The organism is Amycolatopsis panacis, assembly GCF_003600245.1.
Taxonomy (GTDB): domain Bacteria; phylum Actinomycetota; class Actinomycetes; order Mycobacteriales; family Pseudonocardiaceae; genus Amycolatopsis; species Amycolatopsis sulphurea.
Genome location: NZ_QZFV01000054.1, coordinates 94,971 through 113,491, shown reverse-complemented (window position 1 = coordinate 113,491; position 18,521 = coordinate 94,971). Strand labels below are relative to the sequence as shown.

Genomic DNA, 18,521 nt, shown 5'->3' with positions numbered 1-18,521 from the left:
GTGGGACACAGGAGGTCGCCGGACCGTGACACCCAACGCCGCGCACACCATGTTCGAGGTCGACAAGGCGTCCCGCGCGCTCGGCATCGACCTGCGCGAAGCCGGCGAAGGCCGCGCCGTGGCCACGATGACGGTCACCGAGTCCATGGTCAACGGCCACGCGATCGCGCACGGCGGGTACGTGTTCCTGCTCGCCGACACCGCCTTCGCGTGTGCTTGCAATTCCCACGGACCCGTCACCGTCGCGTCCGGCGCGGAGATCTCCTTCGTCACGGCCGGACGCCTGGGCGACCATCTCGTGGCCACCGCCGTCGAGCGCACTCGCTACGGCCGCAATGGCATCTACGACGTCACCGTGCACCGGGAGACCCCCGAAGGGCCGGAGGTCGTCGCCGAGTTCCGCGGGCGCAGCCGCGTCATCGAGAAGTCACGGGAAGGCGCATGAAGGACAGTGCCGAGAAGCTGAGTGCGGACGAACTGGCGGCCCTGCAGCTGGAGCGCCTGCAGTGGACACTTCGGCACGCGTACGACCACGTTCCGTTCTACCGCAGGAAGTTCGACGAAGCCGGGGTACGCCCGAAGGACTGTCATGAGCCGGCCGACCTCGCGAAGTTCCCGTTCACCACCAAAGCGGACCTGCGGGACAACTACCCGTTCGGCATGTTCGCCGTGCCGCAGAAGGACATCCGGCGGCTGCACGCGTCCAGCGGCACCACCGGTAAACCGACGGTGGTCGGCTACACCGAGGACGACCTGGACGCGTGGGCGACAGTGATGGCCCGGTCCATCCGCGCGGCGGGCGGGCGTCCGGGACACAAGCTGCACAATGCGTACGGTTACGGCCTGTTCACCGGCGGGCTCGGCGCGCACTACGGCGCGGAGAAGCTCGGCTGCACGGTGATCCCCGCGTCCGGCGGGATGACCGCACGGCAAGTCCAGCTGATCACCGACTTCCGGCCGGAGATCATCATGGTCACCCCGTCGTACATGCTGACCCTGCTGGACGAGTTCGAACGCCAGGGCGTCGACCCGCGGGCAAGCTCGCTGAAGGTAGGCATTTTCGGCGCGGAGCCGTGGACCGAGCAGATGCGCGCGGAGATCGAGGAGCGCTTCGCGATCGACGCGGTGGACATCTACGGCCTGTCCGAGGTGATGGGGCCGGGCGTCGCGCAGGAATGCGTGGAGACCAAGGACGGCCTGCACGTCTGGGAAGACCACTTCTTCCCCGAGGTAATCGACCCGTTCACCGAGGAAGTACTGCCCTCCGGGGTGCGGGGCGAGCTGCTGTTCACCTCGCTGACCAAGCAGGCGCTGCCGATCATCCGCTACCGCACCCGCGATCTGACCCGGCTGCTGCCGGGCACCGCGCGCCCGGCCTTCCGGCGGATGGAGAAGGTCACCGGGCGCAGCGACGACCTGATCATCCTGCGCGGGGTGAACGTGTTCCCCACCCAGATCGAGGAGATCGTGCTGCGCACCGCCGCGCTCAGCCCGCACTTCCAGCTGGTGCGCACCACCCGCGGCCGGCTGGACCATCTCACCGTGCGGGTGGAGGCCCGGCACGACGCGGACGGCCAGGACCGCGCCACGGCCGCGGCGGCGCTGGTCGCGGGGGTCAAGAACGGGGTCGGGGTGAGCGTGTCGGTCGAGGTGGTGGACCCGGACACGCTGGAACGCTCGGCCGGTAAAATGCGCCGCGTGATCGACGACCGGGACCGCGGGTGACGACCCCGCCGGCGCGGCGCGGCCGGCCCGGCTACGACCTGGAATCGCTGCTGCAGGTCGCGGTGAAGCTGTTCAACGAGCGCGGCTACGACGGGACCAGCATGGAGGACCTGTCGCGCAAGCTGGGCATCACGAAGTCCGCGATCTACCACCACGTGCCCAGCAAAGAGGAACTCCTGCGGCTGGCCGTGGACCGGGCGCTCGACGGCCTGTTCGCGGTCGCGGACGAGACCTCGGCGCTGGAAGGCCCCGCGATCGAGCGACTGGAACACCTGGTCCGCGGCAGCGTGCTGGTGCTGGCCGACCGGCTGCCGTTCGTCACGCTGCTGCTGCGCGTGCGCGGCAACACCAAGGCCGAGCGTGCCGCGCTGGCCCGCCGCCGCGAGTTCGACCATCTGGTGACCGACCTGGTGAAACAGGCCTGCGCGGAGGGCGACGTCCGGCCCGACCTCGATCCCGCGGTGGCCGCCCGGCTGCTGTTCGGCACGGTCAACTCGCTCATCGAGTGGTACCGGCCGCGCCGCGATTCCCCGCCGACGGATCTCGCGGACGCGGTGTGCACGATGGCCTTCGAAGGGTTGCGCGGCTGAGGGTGTTCCGGCGCCGCGGTGTCCATTTCGGACGCTGCCTCCTGGACTGTCCACAGTGGCCAGTCCGAAACACCGGGCCGTCGAGGGCCGGAACTGTCCGCATTACCGTTTACGCTCGTCTCGTGCCTCTCTCCCACCGGGTCCTGAACCGCGCCACGCTCGACCGGCAGCTCCTGCTGCGCAGGGCCAAGATGCCCGCGCTCGACGCCGTCCGGCACCTGGCCGGATTGCAAGCCCAGGCACCGTTCCCGCCGTACTACGCGCTGTGGACCCGGCTGCACGGCTTCCGCCCGGACGACCTGGCCCGGCTGCTGCTCGACCGCAGCGTCGTCCGGATCGCGTTGATGCGCGGCACCGTCCACCTGGTCACGGCCGAAGACGCGCTCGCATGGCGTCCGCTGGTGCAGACGGTGATGACACGCGCCCTTTCCGCGGACAGCCAGCACAAGGTCCCGCTGTCCCGCGTCGACCACGCTCTCGTGACGAAAGCCGCGGTCGAGCTGCTCGCGGAGCGACCCTATTCGAGTGCCGAACTCGGTGCAGCGCTGGCCGAGCGGTTCCCGGAGGCGCCCGCGGGCGCGCACACGCACCTGGTCCGCAACGGGCTCCCGCTCGTCCAGCTGCCGCCACGCGGGATGTGGGGAAAAGCCGGACAGCCCACGTACCAGCACGCCTCGCGCTGGCTCCACGACGTGGCCGCACCGGCGCCCGATCCGGCCGCACTCGTGCGCCGCTACCTCGCCGCCTTCGGCCCTGCCACCGTCGCCGATGTGCAGACCTGGTCCGGGCTCACCAAGCTCAGCGAGGTCGTCGAGCCGATGGACCTGCGCACCTACCGCGACCCGGAACAACGGGTGCTCTACGACCTGCCCGAAGCGACCCTGCCGGACGAGGACACCCCGGCGCCGCCACGACTGCTCGGCCCGTTCGACCAGACGCTGCTCTCCTACGCCGACCGCACGCGGGTGCTCCCGGAGGCTCACCGCAAACGTTTGATCACCCAGAACGGCCTGGTCAAAGGCGCCCTGCTGGTCGGCGGCCACGTGCGCGGCACCTGGGAAACCACCACCGCACGCGGGGTCGCCACCCTCCGGCTGACCGCGTTCGAACGGCTCCCGAAACGCGACGTCGCCGCCCTGGAAAGCGCCGGACGTCGGCTCCTGACCTGGGCCGAACCCACGCTGGAGCATCAGGTCGTCTGGCCGGAAAGGCTGTGAAGGGTCCCCTCACGGACTCTGCGTCCGTAAGGGGACCCTTCACAGCGGGTCACCGAGCGGACAGCCCGCCCAGGCCGGCGGCGACGGTGTTCGCGAACCCGTAGCCGGATGCGGCGTCCCAGTTGATCGACCAGGTCATCGCACCCCGCACGCCCGGATAGGAAGCGTCCGGTTTGTACGAACCGCAGTCACTGCCCTTGGCGAGGCAGTTCAGCGCGGACACCACGTTCTTCGGGTCCTGGTAACCGCCGCCCGCCGCGGAACCGGTCGCGGGCAGGCCGAGCGCCACCTGATCGTCACGGAGGCCGCCCTTGAGCTGGATGCAGGCCAGCCCGGTCAGGAAATCGACGCTGCCCTGGGCGTAGGTCTTCCCGTCGCAGCCGTTCATCGAGCCGGAGTTGTAATACTGCATGTTGACCACCGTCAGAATGTCCTTGACGGCCAGCGCCAGCTGGAAATAACCGGCCTGAGTGGACTGCATGTCGATGGTCTGCGGAGCCATGGTGAGCACCGACCCGCCACCGTCGTGAATGGCGTGCAGCGCCTGGCCCATGTACTGCGCGTTGATGCCGTTCTCCAGGTCGATGTCGACACCGTCGAAGCCGTACTGGGAGATCAGCGACTTGATCGAACCGGCGAAGGCGTCCGCGGACGCCGAGTCGCCCACGCTGACCGCGCCGTTCTGGCCGCCGACCGAGATCACCACCTTTTGACCCCGGGACTGCAGGGTCTTGATATCGGCGCGGAACTGGTCGTCGGTGTACCCGCCGACCGCCGCGGACAGGCCCGGATCCAGCGTGAAGCCCACTTCACCGGGTTTGGCGGTCGCGTCGGCGAAGGCCACCGCGACGATGTTGTATTTGTCCGGGACATCGGCGAGCTTCAGCGCCTTCGCGCCGTTCACGAAGTTCTGCCAGTACCCGGTCAGTGTGTGTTGGGGCAGATCCGCTCTCGGCGCGGCCGCCGAAGCGCTGCCGCCGGCCACCACGACACCGAAAACCGCGGCGAGGATGGCCAGCAGGGACAAGAACACCGGCTTGCGCCGGGGGGACCGTTCTGGGGACAACGGGAAGCACCTCCGCAACAGTGGGGAAGATCGCTCCAAGGTGGACTAGACCAATCTCGATGTCAACCCCCGCCGGTCGCGCGTTTGGCAGGGGGCATCCGCGACACCGGAGTCCCGAGGCGGCAGAATGCAGGCTCGGAGCAAAGCGGGACGAAGGCAGGAGCCGGGTAGTGAGCGTGCAGTCGGTCGAACAGCGGATCGCCGAAGAGCTGGGGGTGCGCGAAGGACAGGTCAAGGCCGCCGTCGGTCTCCTCGACGAGGGGTCGACCGTGCCGTTCATCGCCCGGTACCGCAAGGAAGTCACCGGGATGCTCGACGACGCGCAGCTGCGCACGCTGGAGGAGCGGCTGCGCTATCTGCGCGAGCTGGACGAACGGCGGGTCGCCGTGCTGGAATCGATCCGCGGCCAGGGCAAGCTGGACGAGGCGCTGGAGGCGCAGATCCTCGCCGCGGACACCAAGTCCCGGCTGGAGGACATCTACCTGCCCTACAAGCCGAAGCGGCGGACCAAGGCGCAGATCGCCCGCGAGGCCGGGCTGGAACCGCTGGCCGACGGCTTGCTGAACGACCCGTCCACCGATCCGCAGGCGGCCGCCGCGGTGTTCGTGGACGCGGACAAGGGCGTCGCGGACGCGCAGGCCGCGCTGGACGGGGCGCGCTCGATCCTGGTCGAGCGGTTCGCCGAGGACGCCGACCTGATCGGCGAGCTGCGCGAGAAGATGTGGACCGAGGGGCATCTGGCCTCGAAGGTCCGTGCGGGCAAGGAGACCGACGGCGCGAAGTTCGCCGACTACTTCGAGTTCTCCGAGCCGTACACGAAGCTCCCTTCGCACCGGATCCTCGCGATGCTGCGTGGCGAGAAGGAAGAAATTCTCGACCTCTCGATGGAGGCCGCGGAGCCTTCCGACGAGCCGCAGGTCGGGCCGACCGACTACGAGCAGCGCATCGCCGCTCGTTTCGGCATCGCCCAACAGGGCCGTCCGGGGGACAAGTGGCTCGGCGACACCGTGCGCTGGGCCTGGCGCACGAAAATCCTGCTGCACCTGGGCATCGACCTGCGGATGCGGCTGCGTCAGTCGGCCGAGGACGACGCCGTGCGCGTGTTCGCCGCGAACCTGCGTGACCTGCTGCTGGCCGCGCCCGCGGGGACCCGCGCGACGATGGGCCTCGACCCGGGTTTCCGCACCGGCGTGAAGGTGGCCGTGGTCGACGCGACCGGCAAGGTCGTCGACACCCACGTGATCTACCCGCATCAGCCGGCGAACAAGTGGGACGCCTCGATCGCCGAGCTGGCCGCACTGTCGGCGAAACACCATGTCGACCTGATCTCGATCGGCAACGGCACGGCCTCGCGGGAGACCGACAAGCTCGCCGGCGAACTCATCAAAAAGCACCCCGAGCTGAAGCTGACCAAGGCCGTGGTGTCCGAAGCGGGCGCGTCGGTGTACTCGGCTTCGGCGTTCGCTTCGCAGGAGCTGCCGGACATGGACGTGTCGCTGCGCGGCGCGGTCTCCATCGCGCGCCGGCTGCAGGACCCGCTCGCCGAGCTGGTGAAGATCGACCCGAAGTCGATCGGCGTCGGCCAGTACCAGCACGACCTGCCGGAGACCTCGCTGTCACGCTCGCTGGACGCGGTCGTGGAGGACTGCGTGAACGCGGTCGGCGTGGACGTGAACACCGCGTCGGCGCCGCTGCTGACCCGCGTCTCCGGCATCACGACTTCGCTGGCCGAGAACATCGTGGCGCACCGCGACGGCAACGGCCCGTTCCGCAGCCGCGACGCGCTCAAGGGCGTCGCGCGGCTCGGCCCGAAGGCGTTCGAGCAGTGCGCAGGCTTCCTGCGCATCCCGGACGGCGACGACCCGCTCGACGCGTCGTCGGTGCACCCCGAGGCCTACCCGGTGGTACGGCGGATCGTCGACCACACCGGCAGCGGCATCCGCGAGCTGATCGGCAACGCGCGCACGCTGCAGAAGCTGCAGCCGAAGCAGTTCGTGGACGACACTTTCGGCCTGCCGACGGTCACCGACATCCTCGCCGAGCTGGAGAAGCCGGGCCGCGACCCGCGTCCGGCGTTCAAGACCGCGACCTTCGCCGAGGGCGTGGACAAGATCTCCGACCTCAAGCCGGGGATGCGGCTGGAGGGCGTGGTCACCAACGTGGCCGCCTTCGGCGCGTTCATCGACGTCGGCGTGCACCAGGACGGCCTCGCGCACGTTTCGGCGCTGTCCAAGAACTTCGTGAAGGACCCGCGCGACGTGGTGAAGCCGGGTGACATCGTGAAGGTGAAGGTGCTCGACGTCGACGTGCCGCGCAAGCGGATCTCGCTGACCCTGAGGCTGGACGACGAGCCTGGGGCCTCCTCCGCCGCCGGGGAGCGCCGTGGCGGTGGCCGGGATCGTGGTCAGGGTGGTCAGGGCGGCGGTCAGGGCGGCCAGCGTCGTAACCAGCAGAACCGCGGCGGCAACCGGCGGGACTCCGGCGGCAGCGGCGCCATGGCGGATGCTTTGCGACGCGCCGGATTCGGCAAGTAGCAACCCGCCGAAAAGGCCTCCTCACCACGGTTTGGGTGAGGAGGCCTTTTCGCGTCAGGGATTCATCTCATACGCGCCGGAAAGCGCACGCACCTGCTCCCACACTCGGGCGAACCGCTCGTCGTCCACGATCGGCTTGCGCACGGCCGCCAGCGCGAGTTCCTGCTGCTTGTCCGTAGAGCTGGGCTTGCCGTGCAGATCCACCGCGGCCACGCTGAAATCCTGCACCAGCACGGCGAAAAGCTGGTCGACCAAGTCGTCCTCGATGCCGGTCAGCTCGGCCTGTTCCAGGATCAGCTGGCCGTAGACCACGAGCGTGAACAGCTCCGTCAGCGCGAGCCCGAAGTCGAGATCTGCCTGCTGCGCCTCGTCCGGCGTGGCCTCGGCGAGCAGGCGGACGAGCAGCCGCGCCTGTTCGGTGAAGCAGGCGACGTTCGGGATCCGCGACGCCTTCTCGTAGGCCGGTTTCCAGTCGTGGAAACGGATCTTCGACAGGCCGCGCGCCGGTCCCTGGCGGAAGAGGAACCCGTCGTCCGCCGCATAGTCGCGGGTCGGCACCGGCGGATACTCCTGCGGGGAGAACAGGTAGGCCGGCATGAACTTCGCGATCAGCGCGAGGTTCACCGCGACCGTGCCCTCCAGCTTGGGCAGGCCGTCGACGTCGTTCTTGGCCATCGCGAGATAGGTGTCCGCCTCGAAACCCTTGGCCGCAACCACGTCCGCGACCAGCCCGATCACCTTCCGCGCCTCGGTGGTCACCTTCATCTTGGTGATCGGGTTGTACAGCAGGTAACGGCGGTCTTCCGGGCTCGCCGAACGGAAGTAGTCCACCGCACGGCCGGAAAACAGCTTCATCCCGGCCAGCCGCGCGTACGCCTCCACGAATTCGCGGCGGACGTGCGGGAAATCGGTCACCGGGTGGCCGTAGAGGATCCGGTTGTGCGCGTGTGTGATCGCTTCGTACAGCGAATGCGTGGCCATCCCGATGCCGCCGAAACACAGGTTGAACTTGCCGATGTTGACCGTGTTGAGGGCAGCGCTGAACGCCTCGGCGCCGGTGTGCAGGATGTCCTGCTCCCGCACCGGATAGTCCTCCAGCCGGAACTCGGCGACGAACATCTGCGAGGGCACCACGTTCTTCACCACGTGGTAGTTCGGGTGCGCCGAGTCTGCGTAGAAGAAGACGTACTGGTCCGGGCCTTCGACACCGTCGATCCGGCCGAACACCGACACCGTCCGCGCGCAGTTGCCGTTGCCGATGTAGTACTTCGATCCGGTGGCGCGGTAGCCGCCCGCGCCGTCCGGAGTGAGTACCAGATCCGACGAGTAGATGTCCGCGCCGTGGTCCTTTTCGGACAGTCCGAACGCACCGGCGCCACCCGCGTCGAGAGCCTCCGCGGCACGGGCGCGGGCGGCGCCGTTCGCGCTCTGCCAGACCGGGCCGAGGCCGAGGATGGTGACCTGCCACGGATACCAGTAGCCGAGGTTCCAGCGCATAGCCCACGACGTATTGATGTAGCGAAAGGCCGCCGAAGGCACCGCTGAGCTTGAAGTCGACCCAACCGACCCGATGGCCGGTCGTCGTCCGATGCCACTGCTTCAGCAGCCCCGGCACGGCCCCCTGGAGGTCGAGCCCGCCGCGCGGCTCCCCGAACGGGAAGACGCGGTCGAGGTGACCCCAGACCGGACGCTGAGGTCGGAAAACCCGCATCTCGGTCAGGCACGGAAGTGGGTCCCGCCCCCTGTGATCGAGCATGCGTTCGAGCAGGTCATTTCGCTCGCCGTCCGGTCAGATCTTCAGTCCGACCCACGTCGCGAAGTTGGACAAGGAGTCGTTCCGACGCCTCTCGGCTTCGGCAACACCGATGATCGTCTCCCGGACCGACGGGTGCAGCCGGGTCTGCTGCGGCGCTACCTTGCGGGCCCGGTTCAATGCGCCGAGGGCTTTGGCAGGCTCTCCGGCGAGGAGCCAGGCACGGGCGGTGTCCTGCCAGTGGTGCCCGGCGCGCGGGGGCGCTATGCCCACCGGGAGCTTGAGCGCGGAGCCGTCGCGCGCGGCGCGGGCGGGGTCGCCGGACTCCATCTCGACGGCGCACGCGTGGATGCCGACATTCCCCTTGCCGAAGAGCGTCCCGTACTCCTCGCTCTCGCCGCCCACCAGCTCGGCCAGTTTGCGGGCCTCGGCGATGTGGTCCCGAGCAAGATCCGGATTCCGACCCCGGGCAGCTGCAATCGCCCCACAGAGGTGCGCGTACCCGCGCACGGCGGTCGGCGCCTCGCCGTCCCCTGCGACGTCGTCCAGACCGCTCTCGATGAGTGTCTCGCTCTCGTCGGTGGCGTCGAGGTACATCAGCACCCGAGCGCGCTTCACCTTGGCCTGGGCGACGTACAGCGGGTCGTCGGCGAGCCCGGCCACCCACTCCAGCCTGTCGACAGCCGGGGTGCACAGCGACATGAAGCCGAACCGGCGGCACAGCCGCTCGACGGTGACGTACCCGGCGGACAGCAGCGTGTACGCGCGGGCCCGGTCTGCGTCGGAGTGCGCCTCGCGGACCGCCCCGTGCATCTGCCGGAGGAGCACCGGGAGCCGGGCGAGCGCCTGTCGCCCTTTGTCATTCCGGTACACGAGGTTCACCGCGTCCATCTCGGCGGCGAGGACGTCCAGCGGCTCCGGAGCCAAGGGCCGGACGTACTGGCCCTCGGACAGGATCGAGCGAAGATCCGACAGTCCTTCCAGCGGGCCGTCCTGGTCGATCGTGTCCCGAAATGGTGCGCCGGTCAGCTCCTCGTGGTCCACCTTGAGCGCGCGGGCCATGGCAGCGGTGAAGGCCGGAGAGGCGGGCTCCCGGCCCTGCTCGACGGCGCGGACGGTGGACAGAGAGTAGTGCGTCACCTGGGCGAGCTGTGCCTGCGTGAGCCCGGCCAGCTTCCGCCGGGAAGCGACTCGGGTACCGATGCCGATGTCCGTCACGGAATACCCTCCGGGTTGCCGGTGTGCCCTGTTCGAGGGTACCGCCCAGGTCAGAACAGCGGGTGACGTACTCCAAACGGACTGTCACTCGACTGACACTCCGAGCACAACGACGTCGTTAACGTCCGTTGGAGAAGATCTTCTCCAGGGCGAAGGCTGGCTGACGATGACAGCGCTCGACGACAGACTGAGGCAGCGGCGCGAACCCGTGCCGGTCATTCGGGCAGCCGAATACGAGTGGCACGACTTCGTCGACCGGCAGTCACACTTGTACCGGACCGTCCAGATCCGAGGCGAGTGGACCCCGCTGCTTCTGCCGTGGTGCGAGGAGGACCAGCGGTACCCGCTCCGGCACGACCGAGAGAGCGTCACGGACCGGGTCGTTCGGCCCGTCCCCGGCCGTACCTGCGAGGTGTGCGAGCGGCGCGTTGTCACGGCGACCCGTGAGGCTCTGCTCGCACAGGGGCTCATCTGGATGGGGGTGTCTCGTCGTGGAGAAGCGTGATCTCAACCTGTTCGCCCGCCTCCGGCGGATCAACACCGAATTCGGAGAGATCACCCTCCGCCCGCTAACGGTCCAGTACGAGCAGGAGAAGTACATCGAGGGCCCACGCCTGCTTGGAGAAGCGCACACCGCCCTGGGCCAGGAACTCACCGAGCGGGCCAACGAGCTGTCGAAGCAGCTCAGCCAGTAGACCCCGGCCGCCGTGCTGCCCCCTCGTCGGTGCGGCGGCCGGGCTCCAGGTTCGACACCCAGCACAGGAGAGGAATGAGGATGACGGTTGCAGTCGAAGACCTTACCGGGCAGGGACTCGTGTCGGAGGACCTGTTCAATCGGCTCGTCAGTCGGATCGCCAAGGAGCACGCGAAGCCCTGCGAGCTTGCCGTGCGGATCATGGACCAGGCGCTCGCGTTCCTGGCCACCTGCGCGCACGCAACCGAGCCGCTTGCGCCCAGCGACACCGTCGACATCGGATGGCACACGTTCATCCTCTACACGCGGGAGTACGCCGCTTTCTGCGACCGCGTCGCTGGCCGGTTCATCCACCACGAGCCGGCCGACACAGGGGTCATCCCGGTCAACCGGACCCCCGTGGACTCGATGAGCGCCACGATGAAGGTCATGCGGAAGGCCGGGTTCGCCGTCGACCTTCCGCTCTGGACGGCGTCCGCGAAGTGCAACCAGTGCAGGGAGGGATGCACACACTCCAGCGGCGATACGGGCTGCCACCACCACCCGGTTCGCACTGATACGGTCCCGGCGTGATAGAGCGCTACGCGTGGGACGACCTGCCGAGCGTCGTACAGACGGAGGTGCGGAAGCACCTCGGACCGGTGACGGTGGTGCGGGAAATCGAGCACGGGCAGAACTGCAACGCCGCGCTCGTCTTGCGCGGCATCGGCGCCGACGTGTTCGTCAAGGGCGTGCGCGGCGTCAGCCCCCGGATGCGATGGCTGCGGAACGAGTCGGAGGCCGGAGGGCTCGCCCCCGGACTCGCCCCGGCGACGGTGTTCAGCGCGGACGTCGATGCAGACGAGCCGTGGTTCGTCGTCGGGTTCGAGTACGTCAACGGGCGCCCGGCTGACCTGTCACCAGACTCGGACGATCTCGCCACCGTCTCCTCGACGCTCGCGCAGCTCGGCGCGTTCTCCGGCGGGGCAGCTCAGCCCCTCGGGAAGCGATGGGCCTCGGCAGACTGGTGGACGAAGCTCGCCGAGGAAGACGCCACCCGCGTCGAGGGCTGGGATATCGACGAGCTGACCGAATGGTGCCGAGCGGTGCCCGAGTTGGTTGACGGTAGTGCTCTGCTCCACACCGACCTCCACGAGCGCCAGTTCATGATCGACGGGGATGGGCCAGTCCGGATCGTCGACTGGGGGCGACCCGCGTCCGGCGCCGCCTGGGTCGATACGGCCTTCCTGGTCATCCGGCTCGTGGCAGCAGGACACACGCCGGAGGCGGCAGAAAAGTGGGCGTCCTCGGTGCCGTCCTGGTTCGCGCGGACGGACAAGGGTGTGACCGCGTTCGCGTGCTACGTCGCTGGGCTCTGGGATTACCGGGCGGCCACCGCACCGTTCCCCGGCGCGACGCGGCTCAGCACGGCCGCGCGCGAGTACGCCAGGCATCGCCTGGAGAACTAGCCCGGAAACGCAGAAAAGCCCCTCTCCTGGCCGCAAAGCCAGGAGAGGGGCTTTTCTATTTGCGGACAAGGGGTCCGATGGCAGCGACAATGCCTTGCCAGATGGCGATACAGATCACGACGGCGGCGACGATCAACCACACGGCGCCCATGATCGCCCAGAAGGCGAGCAGAAACGGCAGCAGTAGCTCGTCTTGCCCTCGTTTTGGACGTGCGACACTCGGGCGCCGACAATCGCCCTGACCTGCACAGACTCCATATACGGAGTGTACAGGGACACCAGTAGTTGAGCCCGTAGAAGCCGAGGATCTCCGAGAGCGCGGCGATCCGGCTGGTGTCCCAGCGCTTGGCCGGGTCCCCCGCGGCGTCCGGCGCGGGCGTGAGGAAGGTGGCGAACAGTCGTTCTTTCCCGGCGAACGCCAGGAAATCGGCGTAGAAGGTGCGCGCGTGGTAGTCCTCGGCAAGCTTGGCCTTGCCCCGCGATTCGAACCAGTCGATCGTGGCACGCAGCAGCCGCCGGGTCTCGTGATCGAACCACTGCGGGTCGTACGCGTGCGGATTCAGCAGCATCGTGAGGCCCTCCTCCGTCATTACCGACCGGTAACTTAGCAAGCGGGCCGAATGCGGGCAAACTCACGCGCGGGGTGATCCGGTGCCAGGGTACACTGGCTTCTGCGGTCCGCTCAGTTCTGCCTCGGGCCGTTGTTGTCGGCTACCACGCGCCGCGGCCACCTCGTCCGCGCCGGGCAGGACGACCCCTTCTCAGGTATGGAGAGAGCAGGGCACCCCGTGTGCCCGCAGTACTGATGACTACCTTCACCGAACTCGGCCTGCCCGCCCCCCTGGTGGACGCGCTGGCCCAGCAGGGCGTGACCGAGCCGTTCCCGATCCAGGCCGCCACCCTGCCGCACACCCTGACCGGCCGCGACGTGCTCGGCCGTGGCCGCACCGGCTCCGGCAAGACCTATGGGTTCGTGCTGCCCGTCCTGGCCCGGCTGGCCGCAGGACCGACCCGCCGCCGCCCCGGCCGCCCGCGCGCGCTGATCCTGGCACCGACGCGGGAGCTGGCCACCCAGATCGAGGCCTCGATCCTGCCGCTGGGCAAGGCGCTCGGGCTCAAGACCACGACGATCTTCGGCGGGGTCAGCGCGCACCCGCAGATCACCAAGCTGCGTGACGGCGTGGACATCGTGGTCGCCTGCCCCGGCCGGCTGGCCGACCACATGCGTTCCGGCGAGGTGAAGCTCGACCGGATCGAGATCACCGTGCTGGACGAGGCCGATCACATGGCCGACCTCGGCTTCCTGCCCGAGGTCCGGCGGATCCTCGCGGCCACCCCCGAGCGTGGCCAGCGGCTGTTGTTCTCGGCCACCCTCGACGGCGGCATCGACGTGCTGGTCAAGCAGTTCCTGCACGATCCGGTGCTGCACAGCGTCGACTCGGCCCAGTCCCCGGTGGCGACGATGACCCACCATGTGCTGCACCTGGAGGAGACGCATCGGCTCCCGGTGCTCATCGACCTGACCGCGGCGCCGGGCCGCACCCTGGTCTTCACCCGCACCAAGCACCGGGCGAAGGCGCTGACCAGGAAGCTGGTCGCGCAAGGCGTGCCCGCCGTGGAGCTGCACGGCAACCTGGGCCAGAACGCCCGCACCCGGAACCTGACCGCGTTCTCGTCGGGCACCGCCCGCACCCTGGTCGCCACCGACATCGCCGCCCGCGGCATCCACGTGGACGACGTGGCCCTGGTGATCCACGCCGACCCGCCGGTGGAGCACAAGGCCTACCTGCACCGTTCCGGCCGCACGGCCCGCGCCGGCGCGTCCGGCACCGTGATCACCCTGATGACCGATGCCCAGGTCGCCGACGTCCGGGCGCTGACCCGCAAGGCCGGAATCAAGCCGACCACCACGCGGATCGACCCCGCACACCCCCTGCTGGCCGAGCTGGCTCCGGGCGAGCGAACGTTCGACACCTCACCGCGGCGGCCGGTGGTGGACAACCGCCCTTCGAAGGTGACCGCCTCCGGAGCCGCTCCCGGTGCTGGGCGTGGCCGTGGGCGTGGCAAGCCGTCGGAGAACCGGGGCGGGCAGGCGGCTCGGGCGAATGCCCGGTCCCGGCGGTCGGGTGAGCGCGAGGGGACGCCGCCTGGTGGTCAGTCCGACCGGCGGGCCGGGGGCCAACGCAGCCGCAACCAGGCGGACGCCCCGCGCTCGACTCGCACCGGCAACCGCTCGGCAAGGTCTTCCGCCGGAGGCTCCCGCCGAGGTGGGGCCGGTTCGCCTGAGCGGCGGCGGCAGAGCGGTCGTTGAGTGTGTGTGCAGGTCTCTTCCCCGGGATTGCTCCGGGGAAGAGACCGCGCTCAGCTCTCGTCGTAGACCGGCTCGACATAGAGCGGATCGTCGTCTGCGCGAACATACAGAGCGCGCAGCCAGAGCCCTTGCATGAACTCGACCGGCTCGGTCTCCAGGACCCCGGTCAGGCCGTACGGACCATCGCGGAACTCGAACCCGCGCTCACTGGCCCCAAACTGGGCAGCCAGCCGATCCGCCGCAGAACGCAACTCACGCTCAGGCTCCGCACCCTCGGCGACCGGCGACGCCGACAACAGCGCAACCTCGCAGAACCCGCCATCCTGCGCGACGACCCGAACGTACGAGGCCTGCATTCGTTCGGCAATCGGCAGGCACCGAGTCAGCGCTGCGCTCACCCCAGCCTCCAGGACCCGCAGGTGAACCCGAGAGATAACATCCTGATCCTGCCTCGGAGTGAAATCCAAACGAGTGACATAGCTGGACTCTTCGATTTCCGGCACACCGAATTTTGTCGATAGACCAAAAATTATGAGCCTTATTCAAAACCCCAGGTGGTTGAGAAAAAGAACAGCCCGCGGGCGGCATCGTAGGCGTCGTGGTAGGTGGCGTAGGGTCGGCAGTAGTCGGTGTGGAGGATACGCCAATTCTTGAAGTGTGCCACGAGTCGTTCGATGGGTGCGCGTAGCGCGGATATTTCCGCGTTGCTCTCTTTGTCTAGTTTGCTGAGCTCGCCTCCTTTTGGTTTTTCCTGGGCGTGATCAGGCTGGTTCCTTGATAACCTTTGTCTCCGATGCCGCCACTGGATTCCTGGATGATTTCGGCGGCCCGTGTCTCGTCGAACGCGGTCTTGTCGTGCGCGCTCCCCGGGAGCGGATCGGAAATGTATACCGGCGCTCCGTCCAGCAGGCCAACGAGTTGCGCGTTGAAGCCGGTGGTGCCGTGTTTGCGGCTCCACAGCTCGTGGTGCTCGGCGTAGGACCAGCACGGCGTGATGGTGCCATCAACCAGGCACACCCTGCCCTTCACCATCTCGATGGCCTCGGCCGCGGTCGGCACGAACTCCTTCAGGACGGCCTTGATCACCGGCACCAGCATCGTGACGATCCTCGACACCGTGGGCTGCGAGACCTTCCGCAGATCGCCGAGAAATTCCTGGGTCCCGTTGTGTCGAAGATACATACACGCGATCTCCACTGCGCGATACAGCCCACACGCTTTCGGTCGGCCAGACTTCTTATTCCACGGCTCGGTCAGTGCTTCATGAACGCGCCGCACGAGCTCCTGCATCTGCGACAGCATTAGTCCTGTAGTACGATGGTATCGCAACGGTCTTTCCTTGGTGATTTGATTTTTGGTGTGGTAACCGCAATCAATATCACAAGGAAAGATCGTTGCCCATACGACACGCCGGGCGTTTGACAAAAGTCAGTCAAGCAATATTTGAAATTCTCTCCCATATGGTCTCCTGCCCTTTTGAATAATCCTCATTATGAATGCGCAGGTAGCCAGGGGTGCCCGTCGGCGAGCATGATGAGGGTGTCGAAGAAGTTGCGGCCGTGCTTTGCCGCAGTGGATAGGTGGCTGCGGATCGCGCAGAACTGTTTGGCGCCGGTGAGGCTGCGCAGGCAGCCAGACACCTTCTGCCGGAGCTTGATCATTCTGATGTCGCGCTCGGAGCCGTTGTTGTCAGCAGGTATTCGCCAGTCGATGGTGAAACGGAGGTAGTCGTCTTGCCGGTCTGTCAGTCTGCGGGCGAGCGCGTTGTGCTTCTTCATCACCTTGTTGCTGCGGGCGGCGGTGGAGGTGATGCCGATCTGGACGGCGGAGCGGAAGTGCCGGACCTGCTCGGCCAGGGCATCAGGGTCGATGGCGTCGGCACCGGTGGCGATCGCCTGGCCCACCAGCTTCTGCATCGCGACGAGCGCGTCGGCGGCCTGGGTAGCCCAGCACCAGTCGGCGTCGGGCATGGTGTCGGCGACTGCTTGCAGCTCACGCAGGGCGTGAGCACAGCACAGCTGGTGTTCAACATCGACGTAGCTGTCGTAGGGTGCCCACGCGTCATGCACCGCCACCCCGCGGAACCGCGAGAGGACACCGGCGTCGTCGATGCCCTCGCTGCCGCGCTTGGGGTGGCAGGTGATCAACGTGTACTTGCCGGTCCGGGCGCAGTGAACCCAGTGCAGCCTGCCCGCCACCCGCAATCCGGTCTCGTCGAAACCGGCCACCTCAGATTCGGCGATCCGGTCGGTGACCTCGCTGAGGAAGCCGTCCAGCCCGTCGGCGGCACGCTTGGCCATCGTTGCCACGGTGCCTTCGGAGACCGGGCTGCCGAACAGCTCGGCCAGCGCCTGCGCGGTGCGCTTCTTCGACAGGAACTGTCCCACGTAGAGATAGAGGATGATCGCGGTGATCCGCGGCCCGTACTGCACTGGCGCGGTCACACCCTCCGGCGCGGCACCGCAGGTCGTGGTCCCGCACGCGCAGCGGCGCGCGATGAGCTGGTGCTCGGTCACGCGCACCGTCACCGGTGGCAGATCGAACACCTGCCGCCGTTCCATCCCAACCTCAGGTGCGTTCGCGAGGTTCGCGCCGCAACCACGACACGGACCGGGCTCGTGCCGCTCCCGCTCGTTCGGGTTGTCCACCAGCGCCAACGTCGAGCCCGGATGCCCCGGTTGCCCACCCGGCTTCATTCCGCTCTTGCGCCGCAACGACTTCGGGGCCGGCTTGACGAACGGCGAGTCCGAGGACGGCGGCTTCGACGAGTTCCGACTGTTCTGCCCCACCAGCCGCTTCAGCTCGGCAACCTCGGCCTCAAGCCGCTCAATCCGCTCGGCCTGCCGCACGACAAGCGCCGCGAGTTCCTCATAGGACGGACCCCGACCAGCAGACACCTACCCATGATCAAGAACATCAACGACAAGATCAATTCGCCACGCCGGAGACCTGACCAGTCACGACCGATCAGCACAATTCAAAGACGACATGGTCGGTTCCGTCATCCCCTGCAGCGAAGGCTTACTTCAGCTGCGTCAGCCCGATCCACGCCTCCGAATTCATTTTACCACTCAACACCTTGGTCCTACTTTACAAATTACGACATTAGAGCGTGTCTCATTTGGCGAGTTTCTTGTAGCAGGTGATGGCGGCGCCGAGGGTGAGGAAGGCGAGGTAGTGGCTGGGTTTGCGTTCGTAGCGGATGGTCAGGCGCCGGTAGCCGGTGAGCCAGGCGATCGTCCTTTCGATGACCCACCGGTGTTTGCCGAGTTTGTCGTTGGATTCGATGCCTTTGCGGGCGATGCGTGGGATGATCCGGCACTGGCGGAGCCAGGCGCGCAGGGCGGGGATGTCGTAGGCCTTGTCGGCATGCAACTTGGCCGGTTTCCGGCGTCGCGGGCCGCGGTGGGATCGGATGGCGGGGATCGCGTTGACCAGGGGTTTGAGTGCGTGGCTGTCGTGGGTGTTGGCCGCGGAGATGGCGACGGTCAGGGGCAGGCCGGCCCGGTCGGACAGGACGTGGATCTTCGAGCCGGGTTTGCCGCGGTCGACCGGGCTCGGGCCGGTCAGTCCGCCCCTTTTTTGGCCCTGACGGATGCTCCGTCGAGGACCGCGCGGGACCAGTCGATCATGCCTTGGCCGCCCAGTTCGTCCAGCACCGCCCGGTGCACATCGCGCCACAGTCCAGCGGCAGTCCACTCGGCGAACCGGCGATGCGCGGTGGGTACCGTGACCCCGAAGCTGGGCGGCAGATGTCGCCAGGCACACCCGCTGGTCAGCACGAACACGATCGAGGTGAACACCGCCCGATCGTCCACCCGGGACATTCCACCACCCTGCGGGCGCGTCTTTCCCGGCGGAATGAGCGGCTCGACCAGCGTCCACAACTCGTCCGGCACCAGGCGTCGCGACAACTCGTCCATCACAAGCCATGATCATGCCCGCACCTCAATAAAGATCCAAGT

Annotated in this window: 16 protein-coding genes and 2 pseudogenes; 10 read left to right on the top strand and 8 right to left on the bottom strand. The window is 67.8% G+C overall.

Annotation, left to right across the window (positions count from 1 at the left end; translation table 11 throughout):
- Positions 1-49: 49 nt before the first annotated feature.
- The 4 genes from paaI (at position 50) to D5S19_RS04400 (ending at position 3,532) form a co-directional block, all read left to right on the top strand.
- On the top strand, positions 50-445 hold the full coding sequence (gene paaI / locus D5S19_RS04415) for a hydroxyphenylacetyl-CoA thioesterase PaaI (RefSeq protein ID WP_120022057.1): 396 nt from the start codon (positions 50-52) through the stop codon (positions 443-445).
- Positions 442-1,725: a phenylacetate--CoA ligase PaaK gene (gene paaK, locus D5S19_RS04410; protein WP_120022035.1), complete on the top strand. Its 1,284-nt coding sequence runs from the start codon at positions 442-444 to the stop codon at positions 1,723-1,725. Before paaI ends, paaK begins: the two co-directional genes overlap by 4 nt.
- Entirely contained in the window at positions 1,722-2,315 is a 594-nt protein-coding gene (locus D5S19_RS04405; RefSeq protein WP_120022034.1) for a TetR/AcrR family transcriptional regulator, read from the top strand. Before paaK ends, D5S19_RS04405 begins: the two co-directional genes overlap by 4 nt.
- Before the next feature lie 122 nt (positions 2,316-2,437).
- Positions 2,438-3,532 (top strand): winged helix DNA-binding domain-containing protein, encoded by a 1,095-nt coding sequence (locus tag D5S19_RS04400; RefSeq protein WP_233573710.1) that lies wholly within the window; start codon positions 2,438-2,440, stop codon positions 3,530-3,532.
- 49 nt (positions 3,533-3,581) lie between these two features.
- Here the strand turns inward: D5S19_RS04400 and D5S19_RS04395 are convergent.
- A pseudogene (locus tag D5S19_RS04395) lies at positions 3,582-4,484 on the bottom strand (chitinase); the annotation flags it as partial.
- A 284-nt stretch (positions 4,485-4,768) separates the two neighbouring features.
- On the opposite strand from D5S19_RS04395, the gene D5S19_RS04390 reads away from it, so the two are divergent.
- Positions 4,769-7,132, top strand: a complete 2,364-nt coding sequence (locus D5S19_RS04390) for a Tex family protein (protein WP_120022032.1) — start codon at positions 4,769-4,771, stop codon at positions 7,130-7,132.
- A gap of 54 nt (positions 7,133-7,186) precedes the next feature.
- Here D5S19_RS04390 and D5S19_RS04385 read toward each other — a convergent pair whose 3' ends face one another.
- Both D5S19_RS04385 and D5S19_RS04380 read right to left on the bottom strand, forming a co-directional pair.
- Positions 7,187-8,629: an acyl-CoA dehydrogenase gene (locus D5S19_RS04385; protein ID WP_233573709.1), complete on the bottom strand. Its 1,443-nt coding sequence runs from the start codon at positions 8,627-8,629 to the stop codon at positions 7,187-7,189.
- Positions 8,630-8,921: 292 nt separating this feature from the next.
- Positions 8,922-10,103: a helix-turn-helix domain-containing protein gene (locus D5S19_RS04380; RefSeq protein WP_199730338.1), complete on the bottom strand. Its 1,182-nt coding sequence runs from the start codon at positions 10,101-10,103 to the stop codon at positions 8,922-8,924.
- Positions 10,104-10,269: 166 nt separating this feature from the next.
- On the opposite strand from D5S19_RS04380, the gene D5S19_RS04375 reads away from it, so the two are divergent.
- The 4 genes from D5S19_RS04375 to D5S19_RS04360 all read left to right on the top strand — a co-directional run bounded on the left by D5S19_RS04375 (position 10,270) and on the right by D5S19_RS04360 (position 12,245).
- Positions 10,270-10,608, top strand: coding sequence for a hypothetical protein (locus D5S19_RS04375; protein WP_120022031.1), 339 nt, complete (start codon positions 10,270-10,272; stop codon positions 10,606-10,608).
- The gene (locus D5S19_RS04370) at positions 10,595-10,798 is read left to right on the top strand and encodes a hypothetical protein (RefSeq protein ID WP_120022030.1); all 204 of its coding nucleotides are present in this window, start codon (positions 10,595-10,597) and stop codon (positions 10,796-10,798) included. The genes D5S19_RS04375 and D5S19_RS04370 overlap by 14 nt, the downstream gene beginning before the upstream one ends.
- Positions 10,799-10,878: 80 nt before the next feature.
- Positions 10,879-11,370, top strand: coding sequence for a glycine-rich domain-containing protein (locus tag D5S19_RS04365; protein ID WP_120022054.1), 492 nt, complete (start codon positions 10,879-10,881; stop codon positions 11,368-11,370).
- A complete protein-coding gene (locus D5S19_RS04360) occupies positions 11,367-12,245 on the top strand; it encodes a phosphotransferase family protein (protein WP_199730337.1) in 879 nt (292 codons plus the stop codon). The genes D5S19_RS04365 and D5S19_RS04360 overlap by 4 nt, the downstream gene beginning before the upstream one ends.
- Before the next feature lie 248 nt (positions 12,246-12,493).
- On the opposite strand, the pseudogene D5S19_RS04355 reads toward D5S19_RS04360, so the two are convergent.
- A pseudogene (locus tag D5S19_RS04355) lies at positions 12,494-12,814 on the bottom strand (acyl-CoA dehydrogenase); the annotation flags it as partial.
- Positions 12,815-13,050: 236 nt separating this feature from the next.
- Between D5S19_RS04355 and D5S19_RS04350 the strand changes: the two are divergent.
- Positions 13,051-14,556 carry a DEAD/DEAH box helicase gene (locus D5S19_RS04350; RefSeq protein WP_120022029.1) on the top strand — a complete coding sequence of 502 codons (1,506 nt, stop codon included), beginning with the start codon at positions 13,051-13,053 and terminating at the stop codon, positions 14,554-14,556.
- 50 nt (positions 14,557-14,606) lie between these two features.
- Here the strand turns inward: D5S19_RS04350 and D5S19_RS04345 are convergent, their stop codons facing one another.
- The 4 genes from D5S19_RS04345 to D5S19_RS04330 all read right to left on the bottom strand — a co-directional run bounded on the left by D5S19_RS04345 (position 14,607) and on the right by D5S19_RS04330 (position 18,479).
- Complete coding sequence (locus tag D5S19_RS04345; RefSeq protein ID WP_147397334.1) at positions 14,607-15,059, bottom strand: hypothetical protein; 453 nt, start codon at positions 15,057-15,059, stop codon at positions 14,607-14,609.
- A 214-nt stretch (positions 15,060-15,273) separates the two neighbouring features.
- Complete coding sequence (locus tag D5S19_RS04340) at positions 15,274-15,846, bottom strand: transposase family protein (RefSeq protein ID WP_158605488.1); 573 nt, start codon at positions 15,844-15,846, stop codon at positions 15,274-15,276.
- A gap of 200 nt (positions 15,847-16,046) precedes the next feature.
- Positions 16,047-17,453 carry an IS66 family transposase gene (gene tnpC / locus D5S19_RS04335; RefSeq protein ID WP_120022026.1) on the bottom strand — a complete coding sequence of 469 codons (1,407 nt, stop codon included), beginning with the start codon at positions 17,451-17,453 and terminating at the stop codon, positions 16,047-16,049.
- 220 nt (positions 17,454-17,673) lie between these two features.
- Positions 17,674-18,479 (bottom strand): IS5 family transposase gene (locus tag D5S19_RS04330; protein ID WP_233573708.1). Its coding sequence is split into 2 segments (ribosomal slippage): positions 17,674-18,134 and positions 18,134-18,479, totalling 807 coding nucleotides; the frame shifts between segments, so codons are not numbered across the junction.
- Between the last annotated feature and the right edge of the window lie 42 nt (positions 18,480-18,521).